Source organism: Billgrantia zhangzhouensis, from assembly GCF_021404465.1.
Lineage (GTDB): Bacteria > Pseudomonadota > Gammaproteobacteria > Pseudomonadales > Halomonadaceae > Halomonas > Halomonas zhangzhouensis.
In genome coordinates this window covers 248549-262777 of sequence record NZ_JABFTT010000001.1, presented here as the reverse complement: position 1 = coordinate 262777, position 14229 = coordinate 248549, and the positions used below count along the sequence as shown (strand labels likewise).

Genomic DNA, 14229 nt, shown 5'->3' with positions numbered 1-14229 from the left:
GCGCTCAGTGTCGCCGTGACTCAACATGCTGTCTCCCTGACGAACTCCTTAAACGCCTGGAAGCCTCGCGATACAAGCCGGTTGCTGGGGTAGTACAAATAGTGGCCAGCACGAGGGGGCAGCCAAGCCTCCAATGCCGTTACTAGACGACCCGACTCGATTTCCTCAGCGACCTGGTCATATAGCAAATAGCCCACTCCTACCCCTTTGAGCACCAGTGTGGCCGCTACATCCATGTCGTTGACGATTGTGCTGCCCTTCACCTCAATCGAGAGCTCCTCGTTACCACGACGGAACATCCATTGATAAGGGCGGCGGCTGGTCGGAAAGCGGAAGCTCACGCATTCGTGCGCTAATAGCTCTCGCGGATGCGATGGCCGCGCATGATCGCGCCAATATGCCGAAGTCGCCACCACAACAAAGCGCGCCTTGGGCCCGATCGGAATCGCGACCATGCGATCATCCACGATGGCGCCGAGTCGCACCCCGGCATCGAAATTATCTTCGGACAAGTCCGTCAGGTTATCGTCTGCCCACAACTCCACCTTCATCTCGGGATAACGGTCGACGAACCCCCGCACCAGGGGCGCCACATACAGACGTGCAGCCAGTCGCGACGCCACGATGCGTAGCGTCCCCGTAGGACGGTCGCGAAGATCCGCGATGTTCTTAACGGCTCGGTCGATATTTGAGAGCGCAGGCGCGAGCTCTTCATACAGCTTGGCTCCGGCTTCCGTCAGCGACATGCTGCGCGTACTGCGATTGATGAGTTTCAAACCTAGCCGATCCTCCAACTGCTTGAGCGATAGGCTCACAGCGGGTGGCGAGACGCCAAGCTCCACGCTAGCAGCGCGGAAGCTTCCTGTCCGGACAATCGACATGAACGTCTGTAACTCAGCTAATGAAGGCTTAATTGTTAAATATCTCTTATCAATCAAGTAAAGATAAGGCGCATTGGAGTAACAGTCAATCAATCTTAATATTGCTCCCTCCTGCCGCAACCGTCCCGGCATCGCGCGGCAGGCACACGGCACTTCTCTCAGATTAGGATTTGAATGGCCATGAATGACCACTCCAAGAAGCTTCATGTTATCTGGGCCCACCCTCGGCATGACTCCCTGACCGGGCGAGTTGTCAATGCAATCATGTCCGAAGCGCAGCAGCAGGGAATGAGCACCGTTGAGCTGGACCTATATCGCTCAGGGTTTGATCCGGTGCTGGGCCTTGAGGATGAACCCGACTTCAGCAATCCCAACAAGCAGTATTCCCATGAAGTTACAAGGTTGGCCGAGTCTTTGACAGGCTCCGATGCCGCCATCATTGTTTTCCCTGTCTGGTGGTATTCGCTACCCGCGATGCTCAAGGGATATATTGATCGCGTGTGGAATTATGGTCTTTTTTATGGCAATGGAAAGCGGCTCCCTTTCTCCGCAATTCGTTGGGTGGCGCTTGTCGGCGGAGGTCAAACACGCTTTGTTCGTGAACACAAGGACCGTTATATGGAAGACCTGCTTAACAATGGCATCGCCACTTACTGCGGCATCGAAAACTCCACTGTGACCTTTCTCTATAATACGCTTGCCTATGAAGAGGATGCCGACCTTAGCCTCCATCATCAGGTTCTGATTGATCAGGCGCGTTCCGTCGTGCGCGAACTACATGCAGACTTGGAAGATATATAGGGTAGTCTGATAGGCGGTTCCCATTATGGCTGCCTTCCTTGGCGGCCCCCCTTGTGCTTGCCCGCCCTCGGAGGTGTAGCACGTCACCTCGGCATCTTCGCCACACTCGGGCTCGTTGCGGAAAGGCCTTTCCGCAACGAGCAGACAGCCCTATATCACTCCTGTGAGCTGAGCCCTCCCCGGGCTTGATGGACAAGCACAGGAAACTCGATATGCCCCACCCTGCACGCGCTGGCCCGCTTGCGAAGCGAGTCTTGGCGTCTTCCGAAAGCCGAGCAGGTTCATGCGACCACTGGTAAGAGGTCCAGCTCTGTGCGAAGTAGGCACCCTTGTCGGCGAAGGGGAAGCGCACGGTATTTCACTGATGATCACAGATTGTCACGTAGTGTCACAAGGTGTTTTATGCCTTGCCCTTTTCCCCAATAATGGCCCCATCAATTTACAGGTCATAGGCAAACAGGGTCGGTGCCTTGTACGGATACGGCGTATCGCCGTCGCCTTCCATCCAGGCGAAACCAGGGAAATAAACGGCTTGGGCGAATGACTGCGGGTCGGGTGGCACAAGATAAGAAGACTTATCTTCGGCTCAGACTCGCTTGGGACAAGTGGCACTCGCTTAGTCTAGCCATTTCACAGGGAAGTGACTTGGCTGGACGTTTTTTTCGTTCATATAAAGTTCACATAAAGCTCTGCCATTCTTCTATCGAGAACACAGGCAAGCATAACGAAATACAAAGAAACATTATAAACGCTAGGAAAATCCAACCATGGCTTCTTCGCTCCGCACCCGCATCCTCGCTGCCACGCTGTTGGTGGTGACTCTGTCGCTAGTGATCAACAGTCTCGCTAGCTACTTCACCGTCAAGTCCTTCAGCGATGAGGAGATCGAGCAACAGCTTGCCCTCACCTCCCAGAGCAATGCCCGCACCATCGGCCAATGGGTGGAGGCGCGCATGCAGATGACCGAGGCCGCTGCCGAGGCGCTGCGCGATGCCGAGGAGCCATTGCCTTTCCTGCGCCAGTGGATGGAATCCGGTGGCTTCTACGCCACCTACGTGGCCAACCCGGCCGATGGCGGTTTCGTCATCACCACGCCGGGCTGGACCCGTCCGGACGGCTATGATCCCCGCCAGCGGCCCTGGTACCAAAACGCGGTGGAGCAAGGTGCTACCGTCGTCACCCGGCCCTACGCCAGCGCCAGCACCGGCGCGTTGATGGTTACCATCGCCTCTCCCGTCTATGAGGATGACGGCACGCTGGTTGCGGTGGTGGGCGGCGACATCGTCATCGACGAACTGGCCGAGAGCGTGGGCGAGATCGCCCCCACGCCGGCCAGCTTCGCCTTCCTGCTGTCCATGGTCAACGGCACCCTGGTGGCGCACCCCGACCAGAGCCTGAGCCTGGAGCCCACCACCGAGCTGGCCCCCGAACTGGATGCCGCCTATATCGCCGGGCTGCTGGAGGCCGGGGCGCCCCAGGCGCTGGAGATCGACGGGCGCACACGCCTGCTGGAAGCGGCCGAGGTGGGTGCCGGTACCGGCTGGACGCTGGTGGTGGCACTGGACCACGCCGAAGCCACCGCCGAACTGCGCGGCATCCTGGTCAGTTCGCTTATCACCCTGGCCCTGGTGGGGGGCATCACCGCCCTGGTCATCGGTGTGCTGCTCAAGCGCATCTTCGCCCCGCTGCTGGCCATGCGCGGCGCCATTGACGGTATCGCCGAGGGCATCGCCAGCGGCAACGGCGACCTCACCCGGCGGCTGCCGGAGCGGGGTCGCGACGAAGTCTCGCGCATCGCCTCCGCCTTCAACCGCTGCGTGGCCAAGATGGAGGAGGTGCTGGGCAGGGTGCGCGACAGCAGCGGCCAGGTGCGCGTCACCTCCAGCGAGATCGCCGACGGCAGCGAGCACCTCGCCGCGCGCACCGATACTACCGCCGCCAGCCTGCAACAGACCTCCTCGGCCATGGAGCAGATCACCAGCACCGTGGCGCAGACGGCCGATTCCGCCCAGGAAGCGGACCGGCTCTCCCAGGCCGCCACCCAGGTCGCCAACCGGGGCGGCGAGGTGGTCGGCCAAGTGGTAGCGACCATGGATGAGATCGCCGCCTCCTCGAAGAAGATCGGCGAGATCGTCGACGTGGTGGACGGCATCGCCTTCCAGACCAATCTGCTGGCGCTCAACGCCTCCGTCGAGGCAGCCCGTGCCGGTGTGCAGGGGCGCGGTTTCGCCGTGGTTGCCCAGGAAGTGCGCAACCTCGCTGGTCGCAGTGCCGATGCCGCCCAGCAGATCAAGACGCTGATCGAGGACTCTGGCAAGCGTGTGAACGCCGGCACGCAACTAGTGAACGACGCCGGCACGACCATGGACGAGATCGTCGCCAGCATCACCCGCGTCACCGAAGTGCTGAGCGAGATCACCCTGGCCGCCAACGAGCAGAGTGAAGGCATCAACCAAGTCAACATCGCCGTAGCCGAACTCGACCGCATGACCCAGCAGAACGTGGCGCTGGTGGCGGAATCCACCGGCGCCGCCGGCCGCCTGGAGGAGCAGGCCAACCTGCTCACCGAACTGGTGGCCGGCTACACCCTGGCGCCGCGCCGGGAGGCAGATCTCCGGCCGGCTCTCCCGCATGCATCATCCCCTGACCGCACACAACAAGGGCGTGACGTCGCGCGGGGCGACAACACGCCGGCGGCAGCGGCGCGGACGACTCACGGCACCGCGCCCATGCCTACCGCGGCCGCACGCCGCACGCCTGCCCGCGATACGGCCAACGAGGCCGGAGAGTGGGATTCCTTTTGACGAGTGTCATTTGAGAGAGTCGCGTAAATGAGAGACACGGGGCCAGTCACCAACGTCAATCATCCATTGTCGGATGATGACGTACTCATCTCCAAGACCGATACCGAGAGCTACATCACCTACGCCAACCACCGCTTCATCGAGATCAGTGGTTTCGATTATGTGGAGCTGTACGGCGAGCCGCACAACCTGGTGCGCCACCCCGACATCCCGGAAGCGGTGTTCGCCGACCTGTGGGCCACGTTGAAGAGCGGCACGCCGTGGAGCGGCGTGCTCAAGAACCGGCGCAAGAACGGCGACCACTACTGGGTGCGGGCCAATGTGACGCCGCTGCGCGAGGGCGAGCGTGTCACCGGCTACGCCTCCATACGGGTCAAGCCGAGCGAGAAGGAGGTGCGCTTCGCCGAGAAGGTCTACGCCGATATCCGCGAAGGTGGCGGGCGCTACGCCGTGCGTCGCGGCCAGGTGGTGCGGCGCGCCCTGTGGCGTCGGCTGCTGCGGCGCAACCGCCACAGCCTGGGCTTCCCTCTGGGCGCCATCGCCACGCTGGGGCTGGCGGTGCCGGTGCTAGTGGGCGGCTGGGCCAGTTGGGCACTGCGTCAGGCGGGTGTGGCGTCGACGCTGAGTTGGGCGATGCCGCTGGCGGGCATTCTGGGCGGCCTGCTGGTGGCGGTGCTGGCATGGCGCTTGAAGCGCCGCCTGGTCCGGCGCCTGACCGAGGCGCGCGATTACGCCCTGCAGGTGGCCGCCGGGAACCTCGAGGCGCAGCTGCCCAAGGAGGGCCGCGACGAGCTGGGCCGGGCCATGGCCGCCCTGGGCTTCATGGGTCGCTCGCTGAAATTCCTGATCCACGAACTCGAGGAGCGCGTCGGCGCCGTCACCCCCACGGTGGACGGCCTGGTGCGCAACAACCAGGAGATGGGGGAGCGAATCGAACGCCAAGCCTCGGCGGCGCAGCAGACCGCCGCCACCACCGAGCAGATCGCCTCCACCGTGGCGCAGACCGCCGAACACGCCGCCCAGGCGAGTCTGGCGGCCCAGAGCAACAGCGACGAGGTCTCCCGGGCCAGTGAAGTGATGCAGCAACTGAGCGCGGCCATGCAGGCCATGGCTGAGCAAGCCAAGGACATGTCGAGCATGGTCGGCACCATCGACGGCATCGCCTTCCAGACCAACATCCTGGCGCTCAATGCCTCGGTGGAGGCGGCCCGGGCCGGCGAGCACGGGCGCGGTTTCGCCGTAGTGGCGGGCGAAGTTCGCAAGCTGGCCCAGCAATCCGCCGACGCCGCCCATCGGGTACAGTCGATGATCGAGCACTCACGCCAGGCCATCGGTGAGAGCGAGGTCCAGGCCGGTCAGGCGGACGACGCCATGCAGCGCATCCGCGAGGCCAGCCAACGGTTGAATGATTTGATCGCCGAGATCAGTGCAGCGGCACGCGAGCAGAACGACGGCGTGCAGCAAATCAACCAGGCCGTGGCCGAGATCGATCGTGACATCCAGGCCAATGCCTCCGCCATGCAGACTTATCAAGCCTCCACCCACGAGCTGGGACACGAAGTCGCCTCACTGGGCCACAGCGCCCGGGCCTTCGCCCCGCCACGGGCCACGATGCGCGGCGAGTCGCTCGGAACGCCGGCCAGACTGCCGCACGCCGCCATGTGGACGCCAGCCGCGTCGGCTCCGACGCGCGATTCATCACACCACCCAACGCGCGATCCGTTGCCCAAGGGCCAGCAAGCCAACGCGCGCGGTGCGCAAACCGACGATAGCGGAGAGTGGGATTCTTTCTAATACCTGCCGCATGAAATGGCCTTGCGCCTGCCTGCCCCGGTTCAGGGAATGCACCGGGTCGGGCGGGGTGATACGCAGTGGCCTCAGAGAGAAGTGCAACCATGAACAGCGGTACCCCTGACCACAGCGCATCGACCAACGACAACCATGCTCCAAACCCCGACGACACCCTGCGCAGCAGCCATTTCCGGCGCGTGGACCGGCTCTTGTGGATGCCGGCCAAGAGCGTGGTGGTCGGCATCGAATATCTCGAACAGAGCGTGCAGAAGCTCCACACCTCACTGAGTGCCTCGGCCCGGCAGCTCGACGAGAACTTCACCATGGCGCGGCGGCTCTCCGCCTCCGCCGATGAACTGATGGCCGCGGTGAATACCTTCCGCCTGCCGCAAGGCGGGGCGGCGGCTCCCGGGCCCACCCCTGGCTTCGTGCCTACCGAGCGATGCTCTAGTGCCAAGAGTGCCAAACATGGCCAGGTCCATATGGAGGCCGATCGAGCTGAATCAATCAATGACCGTTTAGGGAGAGTCCTATGAGTTGGCTACACCGTGTGCCCATGGGCATGAAGTTTCTGCTGGTACTCGCGCTACCGATACTGGCCGTGGTGGCATTCGCCGCTATCGATATTAATGAGCGCTGGCGGCTGATGCAGGACATGGAGCAAGTGCAGCAGGCCAGCGTGACCGTGCGCGAAGCCACGGACCTGCTCGCGCGTTTGACGAGCGAGCGTGGCGTCACCGCCACCTGGCTCAACACCGACGATGAAACATATCGTTCGCAGCTCGCCGACCGGCGCAGCGGAGTGGATCGCGCCCGGGAGGCGTTCGAGCGCGAGATCGCCGGCCTCGACCGTGGCTCCCTGGACGCCATCACCCGGCGCGAGATCGACGAGGCGCTGGCGGGCGCTGGCGCTGCTCGGCAACATCGACGCCCTGCGCAACCGTGTCGACCGGGACGACATCGGCGCCTACGAGGCGCTGCGGGAATACAATACGATCGGTGAGGAACTGGCGGATATCATGCCGCGCCTGACCCGCTTCACCGACGAAGGCGCAATCGTCGGCCAGATCGCCGCCATCTTCAATCTGGTGCGGGCCAAGGACATGGTCGGCCTGGAGCGCTCGATCCTCACTAGCGCCTTCACGCTGGATGAGTTCATCGGCGGCATGTATGGCATGCTGCGTACCACCATCGGCGCCGAAGAGGCCTACGAGGAGAATTTCCTGGCCTTCTCCCATCGCACGGTGCGCACCGCCTACGCCGAGTACTACGCCCAGCCCGTGGTGGCGACCACCAACCGCTTCCGCGATCTGGCCCTGGAGCGATACGCCACCGGCAATTTCGGCGCCGACGTGGCGGAGTACAGCGAGGCGCACAATCAGCGCACCGCCCTGCTCGAAGATATCGAGGCCATGGTGATCGGCAACCTGATCGCGGAGAGCGACAGGCTCTACGCCGCCGCGCGGGCGGCGCTGATCTCCGAGCTCATCTTCTCTCTCCTGGTGATCGGCGTCGCCGTGCTGTTGGCCTGGGTCATCACCCGTAGCATCGTGCGCCCGCTCGACCGCACCTTGACGGTCATCACCACCAACGAGAACGATCTGACCAAGCGCGTCGAGGTGCTCGGCAGCGACGAGATGGCGCGCTTGAACGGCGCCTTCAATACCGCCCTCGAGAATACCGAGAAGGTCATCGTCGCGGTGAAGACCAATGCCGAGAGCATCGACGTGGCGAGCAATGAGATCTCCCAGGGCAACCAGGATCTCGCCCAGCGCACCGAGGAGCAGTCCACCTCACTAGTGGAAACCGCCTCCGCTCTGGAGCAGATCACCGCCACCGTGCGCCACAGCGCGGAAAACGCCGAGCAGGCGCGAGAATTGGCGCGCGACCTGGAAGGTAAGGCGCGCGAGGCCGGCGAGGTCTCCAGCCAGGCCAGCCGGGCGATGGCCGACATCAAGACGTCCAACGAGCAGGTCACCAGCATCGTCACCGCCATCGACGAGATTGCCTTCCAGACCAATCTGCTGGCGCTCAACGCTTCGGTGGAGGCGGCGCGAGCCGGGGAGCATGGTCGCGGCTTTGCCGTAGTCGCTGCCGAAGTGCGCAAGCTCGCTTCGCGCTGCGCCGACGAGGCCAACGCCATCCGCACTCTGGTCGGCGAGAGCGTGGCCAAGGTGGACGAGGGGGGCCGTCTGGTGGAGGACTCCAGTGCGCAACTGGAAGCCATCGTCGGCGGTGTGACGCGCATCGCCAGCTACGTCAGCGATATCGCCTCCTCGGCCCAGGAACAGTCCGCCGGTGTCGAGCAGATCAACCAAGCCATGTCGCAGCTCGATCAGGTGACCCAGCAGAACTCCGCCCTGGTGGAACAGGTGGCCGCCGCCAGCGGTTCGCTGAACGAACAGGCGCGGGAGATGGCCGACCTGGTGCGCCGCTTCAAGGTAGGCAGCGTCCCGGCGTCCCGCAACGCCGGTCCGGCGCTGCTGACGCAGTTCGATTCTACTCCGGCTTGAGGCAGTCGCTGGCGGCAGGGAGGCTAAAATCCCCCCCCCCTGGCCAATGGCGGCAACCATGCGGGAAAAATCAGGGAGTGAATGGGTGCCGTTGCCCTCAACGTGCCGTCATGCGGATCTTGAGATTGGCATAAGCCGCCAGTCCCTCGGCACCATGCTCGACACCCAGCCCCGACAGCTTGTGCCCACCGAAGGGAAAGTCCACGCCATGGACATAGACTTCGTTGATCCAGACAGTGCCGGCCTCGAGCCGTTCGGCCAACGTTTGGGCGAATGCCGTATCGCGCCCCCAGATGGAGGCGCCGAGACCGTACTCGGTGTCATTGGCACGGCGCACCACGTCGTCGAAATCCCTGTAGCGCAGCACGGGGAGAACGGGGCCGAAGGCTTCCTCCACAACCACGCGGCTGTCATCCGGCGGGTCGTCGACCAGCGTGACGGGCACGAAATAGCCCGCCTGATCCGGCGCTGCACGCTCGCCGCCAAGCGCGAAGCGCAGGCCCTGCCGGGCGCAGTCGTCGAGGATATCCCGCACCTTGGCGTACTGCCGGGCGTTCTGCAGTGGCCCGAGCTGGTTGACGGGATCCATGCCGTCGCCCATGGGCACGCTGCGCGCGTAGGCCACCAGGGCGTCGAGCAGTTGCGAATAGATATCGTCATGCACGTAGAGCCGCTTGATGCCCACGCACCACTGCCCCGAATTGCCGAAGGCGCCCCAGAACAGTTGGGGAACGCAGGCATCGAGATCGGCGTCAGGCAGTACGATGGCCGGGTCGTTGCCACCCAGTTCCAGCGTGACCCGCTTGAGATGGGTAGCTGCGCCGGTCATGACCTTGCGTCCGGTGGCGGCCGAGCCGGTGAAACTGATCTTGGCGATGCCGGGATGATCCACCATCCACTGGCCCAGTGCATCGTCTCCGGTCAATACGGTGAGCACACCGGGCGGCAGGATATCCTCGGCCAGTTCCGCCAACCGCAGAGCAGTCAACGGCGTGTAAGGAGACGGTTTGAGAATGGCGGTATTGCCTGTCATCAGGGCGGGGGCCAGTTTCCAGATGGCCAGGCACAACGGGAAATTCCAGGGCACGATCAAGCCGACAACGCCAAGCGGGGCGTAGGACTGCTCGACATGATGATGGAGCGACTCTTCGAGAACTCTGCCGTTCAGACGTTGTCCGGCAATGCCCCTGAGCCAGCCAATGGCGTAGTCGACCTCGCCGATCGCCGCCGAATGACGCGGCTTGCCCTGCTCCAGCGTCAACAGGTCGGCCAGCTCATCCCGCGCTTGTGCCATGCGATCGGCCAGGGCCTCGAGATGGGCCTGACGTTCTTCCCAGGACAAGGCACGCCAACGGCGGAAGGCATCCTGGGCCACGCCGACCGCGCGCTCCAGGTGTTCCGGGTCGGCTTGTGGCACGCTGGCGAAGGCGGTGCCGTAGGCAGGGTTGATGACGGGTTGGGGCCGCGCCGCGCGGACCCGCACATCGCCGAGGAGCAGGGTCGAGAAGCGCTCCTCCGGAAGAATTCGATGGGGTTTCATCGATACGCTCTCTATTTCCAAAGGAAAGTTTCTTCCAGAATGCTTTGACTATGTGTATCACATTTTAATGGTCGCGCAGGGTAACGGATACGTTATCTCCGCAGACATTGACCCAATAGAGAAGGACAAAACGATGTCAGGCCATGGGGCTCCGGAAAGGGTGGGAGACATACAACGCTGGCAACGGGATGCACTGCACGCGGCGGCCGACCACCACGCCATCATCAGCATGACCGACATTGCCGGTCGGATCACCTATGTCAACGACAAGTTCTGCACGCTGAGCGGATACCGCCGCGAAGAGCTGCTCGGCGCGACCCACGGTCTGATCAAGTCCGGCAGGCATTCCCGCGAATTCTACGCCGACCTGTGGCGCACCATCCGCGGCGGCGACACATGGCGCGGCGAAGTCTGCAATCGTAAAAAGAACGGCGAGATCTACTGGGTCAGCGCGACCATCATGCCGATGGCGGACGAGGCCGGCCAGCCGGCGGGCTATGTCTCCATTCGCAGCGACATTACCCTGCTCAAGCAGACCCAGGAAGAGCTGCAGGAGAATACACAGCGCTACAAGTTCTTCATCGACCATGTCGAAGAAGGCATCGTAGTGTGCGACCAAGGCATCATCGTCGATGCCAGCGAGCGCTGGTTCGAATTGTTCCGCTGCCGGCGCGAGGATGCCATCGGCCAGCCGGTGATGTCCTTCACGGCACCCAGCGTGGTGCCGATGGCGCTGCAACTGATCGAGTCGAAATGGGCCGAGCCGTATGAATCCGTCATGCTGCGTCACGACGGCACGACGTTTCCGGCCATCGTGCGGGGGCGTAATCAGATGGTCGGTGAGCGCGAACTACGCTTGACCACTGTGCTCGACATCTCGCGCCAGAAAGAAAACGAACAGGCCGTGCAAGCCTTGAAGCAAGAGGCCGAGCGGGCCAATCAGGCGAAGACCGAGTTTCTTTCGAGCATGAGCCATGAGCTGCGCACGCCGCTGAATGCCATCTTCGGCTTTGCTCAACTCCTCGAATTCGACGAGTCGCTGGACGGAGATCAGCAAGACAGCGTGCGGGAGATCCTCAAGGCGGCGAGCCACCTGCTGGGGCTCATCAACGAGCTGCTCGACCTGGCCAAGATCGAATCCGGCCACATGACCCTATCCATCGAGGCCGTTCTTCTGGCATCGGTATTCGACGAATGCGAGCAACTCCTCCGGCCGCTGGTATCCGAGCGGCAAATCTCGCTGCACATGCCTGCCGCCTCCAAGGCAGCGGTGTGGGCCGATAGGGTGCGGCTCAAGCAGGTGTTGATCAACCTGCTGTCCAACGCCATCAAGTACAACCGGTCGCAGGGCGAAGTCCGGCTGACCGTGGAGGGGAACGAGGGATATTTCCGCATCGTTGTCGCGGATACGGGCAACGGCATCGCCCCCGAGGACCTGGCCCAGCTATTCCAGCCCTTCAACCGACTCGATGCCGAATACAGCAAGACCGAAGGCACCGGTATCGGACTGGTGATCTCTCGTCGTCTGGTCGAGGCCATGGAGGGCACAATCGGTGTCGACAGCACGCTCGGCCAGGGTAGCCGGTTCTGGATCGATCTGCCGCAAGCCGACCCGGAAACGGCCAAGCTCCAGCTCTCGAAACTACCGCGGAAAATCAAACGCGAAGACGATGGGCAGGAACACGTGCTGTACATTGACGACAATCCTATCAACCTGAAGCTGGTGACGCAGATGCTTGGCAAGCTGCGCAATATCCTCCTGGTAACGGCACATACGCCTGAATTGGGCATCGAGCTGGCGCAGTCTCGCAAACCCTGCCTGATCCTGCTTGATATCAATATGCCCAGGATGAACGGTTATGAGGTTTTGAGGACCCTCAAAGCCGATCTCCAACTGCGGCATGTGCCGGTCATTGCAGTGTCGGGCAATGCCATGCCTCAAGACATCGAGCGCGGTATCGCGGCCGGATTCACCGACTATCTGACCAAGCCGATCGACATCGGCCGTTTTCTGGAAAGTATCGACCGTCACCGTCTCAAAGGAGAGCATCCATGAACCCGCATAGCGATTCGCACATCCTGATCGTCGATGACGAACCGGCCAATCTCAAGCTGCTGGACAAACTGCTGGGGAGCCAGGGCTATGATCGGCGCACCTGCATAGAAGACCCAAGAGAGGTGCTATCCGCCTATGAGCGACTGCGTCCGGATCTGATCCTGCTGGATATCAACATGCCACACCTCGATGGCTTCCAGGTCATGGAACAATTGCGCGCGCTCGATGATCCGCTGTTACCGCCGATTCTCATCCTGACCGCTGAACACGGCCATGGCTTTTTGCTCAAGGCGCTCAGTATGGGAGCACGTGATTACCTGAGCAAACCGTTCGATCGCACCGAGCTGCTGATGCGCGTGCGCAATCTGCTCGATGCCCGGCGCGCGCACCGCATGACCTACGAACAGAACATCGTGCTCGAGGAAATGGTTCGATTGCGTACGGAAGAAATCGTCGCCACCCGTCTGCAGATCATCCAGCGTTTGGGGCGTGCCGCCGAATACCGGGACAACGAGACCGGCCAACACGTCATCCGCATGAGCCACATCGCCGCGCTGCTCGCCGAGCGGCTGGGCTGGGCGCCGGCCGACGTCGAACTGATGCTGCATGCCAGTCCGATGCACGATATCGGCAAGATCGGCATTCCCGACGCCATCCTGCTCAAGCCGGGAAAGCTCGACGACGAAGAGCGGCGGATCATGCAGCGTCATGTCGAGATCGGCGCCGAACTGCTAGGGGACGACGATTTTCCCCTGCTCAACCTGGCACGGGAAATCGCACTGAACCACCATGAGAAATGGGACGGCAGCGGCTATCCTCAGGGGCGGGCCGGCAACGACATCCCACAGTCAGCGCGGATCGCCGCGGTGGCCGACGTGTTCGATGCCTTGACCTCGGCACGTCCCTACAAGCCGGCCTGGAGCGTTGACCAGGCCGTCGCCTTCATGCGGGAGCAATCCGGCCGGCACTTCGATCCCAAGGTCATCGAGGTGTTTCTGGCCAGCCTGGAGGATATCCAGCGTATCAGGGCGCGCTACAAGGAACCTGACGAAGGATGCTCAAGCCCGGTTGCGTAACGTGACTTCCGCCGCCAGAAGGTAGCCCTTACCTCTCACGTTGAGAATCAGCCGATGAGGCTTGGCACGAATGTCCAAACGGGCAAACAGACACTGCTGAGTGCCTATTCAAGCCGATCGCTTAGCGCGTCTGTATCGCATCTTGCTCAGATTCTTTCTCTTTAGCTTTGCAGACAGTCAATGGCGGCATCACTTTTTAATTAAGTAAATTTTTGTTTGTTTTTGTCACTTAAAATTTCTACTGGGTTAAAGGGCGGCATCGCCGGTATCGTTCATGTAAAGCGACACGGGGTCGCCAGCTCAACGGTATCCGGACGCCACAGTCGTGTGCGCTGCCGCAATCAAGGCAAGCTCCTCTAGGCTGACAACTGGCACGGCGACAAGGCCTTAAGGAGGATGTGCCGAACGGAGCGGCCGCTACCAAGGCGCCGGAGTACGGCCTGAGACGCAAGGCGGCGTAGCTGCACAGCGACCATCGCGCCAACACCACGAATTCCATACCTCAGTACTAGAAGCCGACCGACTGAGCACTCGTAAAGGGTAATCGATTACTAATACTTGCTCGCCTTGGTCCAGTGATCTATAGCTTGTAATAGCTTGTATCGCCAACTACATATGATGTAACTCCATTGGCTATACAGTGACGACAAGGATAAACGAGGTTGCGCTATGAAAATAAGCGCACAGGGTGGGCGGAATGACACCTAGCGTAGGGCTCCGGACATTCTATGGATGTAACCGGCCATGCTGTGGGAGCCCGCATATTT

10 protein-coding genes are annotated in these 14229 nt (G+C 62.0%); 8 read left to right on the top strand and 2 right to left on the bottom strand.

Annotation, left to right across the window (positions count from 1 at the left end):
* Positions 1-20: 20 nt before the first annotated feature.
* A complete protein-coding gene (locus HOP51_RS01180; protein ID WP_234272108.1) occupies positions 21-974 on the bottom strand; it encodes a LysR family transcriptional regulator in 954 nt (317 codons plus the stop codon).
* Positions 975-1061: 87 nt separating this feature from the next.
* Here HOP51_RS01180 and HOP51_RS01175 point away from each other — a divergent pair, with 87 nt between their 5' ends.
* The 6 genes from HOP51_RS01175 (at position 1062) to HOP51_RS01150 (ending at position 8790) form a co-directional block, all read left to right on the top strand.
* Positions 1062-1682, top strand: a complete 621-nt coding sequence (locus HOP51_RS01175; protein WP_234272107.1) for an NAD(P)H oxidoreductase — start codon at positions 1062-1064, stop codon at positions 1680-1682.
* A 767-nt stretch (positions 1683-2449) separates the two neighbouring features.
* Positions 2450-4486 (top strand): methyl-accepting chemotaxis protein, encoded by a 2037-nt coding sequence (locus HOP51_RS01170; RefSeq protein WP_234272105.1) that lies wholly within the window; start codon positions 2450-2452, stop codon positions 4484-4486.
* 27 nt (positions 4487-4513) lie between these two features.
* Positions 4514-6280: a methyl-accepting chemotaxis protein gene (locus HOP51_RS01165; RefSeq protein ID WP_234272104.1), complete on the top strand. Its 1767-nt coding sequence runs from the start codon at positions 4514-4516 to the stop codon at positions 6278-6280.
* Positions 6281-6381: 101 nt separating this feature from the next.
* Positions 6382-6813 carry a hypothetical protein gene (locus tag HOP51_RS01160; protein WP_234272103.1) on the top strand — a complete coding sequence of 144 codons (432 nt, stop codon included), beginning with the start codon at positions 6382-6384 and terminating at the stop codon, positions 6811-6813.
* Positions 6810-7280: a hypothetical protein gene (locus tag HOP51_RS01155; protein ID WP_234272102.1), complete on the top strand. Its 471-nt coding sequence runs from the start codon at positions 6810-6812 to the stop codon at positions 7278-7280. The genes HOP51_RS01160 and HOP51_RS01155 overlap by 4 nt, the downstream gene beginning before the upstream one ends.
* Positions 7183-8790 carry a methyl-accepting chemotaxis protein gene (locus tag HOP51_RS01150; protein WP_234272249.1) on the top strand — a complete coding sequence of 536 codons (1608 nt, stop codon included), beginning with the start codon at positions 7183-7185 and terminating at the stop codon, positions 8788-8790. The genes HOP51_RS01155 and HOP51_RS01150 overlap by 98 nt, the downstream gene beginning before the upstream one ends.
* Before the next feature lie 97 nt (positions 8791-8887).
* On the opposite strand, the gene HOP51_RS01145 is transcribed toward HOP51_RS01150, so the two are convergent.
* The gene (locus tag HOP51_RS01145) at positions 8888-10330 is read right to left on the bottom strand and encodes an aldehyde dehydrogenase family protein (protein ID WP_234272101.1); all 1443 of its coding nucleotides are present in this window, start codon (positions 10328-10330) and stop codon (positions 8888-8890) included.
* Positions 10331-10463: 133 nt separating this feature from the next.
* On the opposite strand from HOP51_RS01145, the gene HOP51_RS01140 reads away from it, so the two are divergent.
* Together HOP51_RS01140 and HOP51_RS01135 are read left to right on the top strand one after the other, a co-directional pair.
* Complete coding sequence (locus HOP51_RS01140; protein WP_234272100.1) at positions 10464-12386, top strand: PAS domain-containing hybrid sensor histidine kinase/response regulator; 1923 nt, start codon at positions 10464-10466, stop codon at positions 12384-12386.
* A complete protein-coding gene (locus tag HOP51_RS01135; RefSeq protein ID WP_234272098.1) occupies positions 12383-13462 on the top strand; it encodes an HD domain-containing phosphohydrolase in 1080 nt (359 codons plus the stop codon). Before HOP51_RS01140 ends, HOP51_RS01135 begins: the two co-directional genes overlap by 4 nt.
* Positions 13463-14229 lie beyond the last annotated feature (767 nt).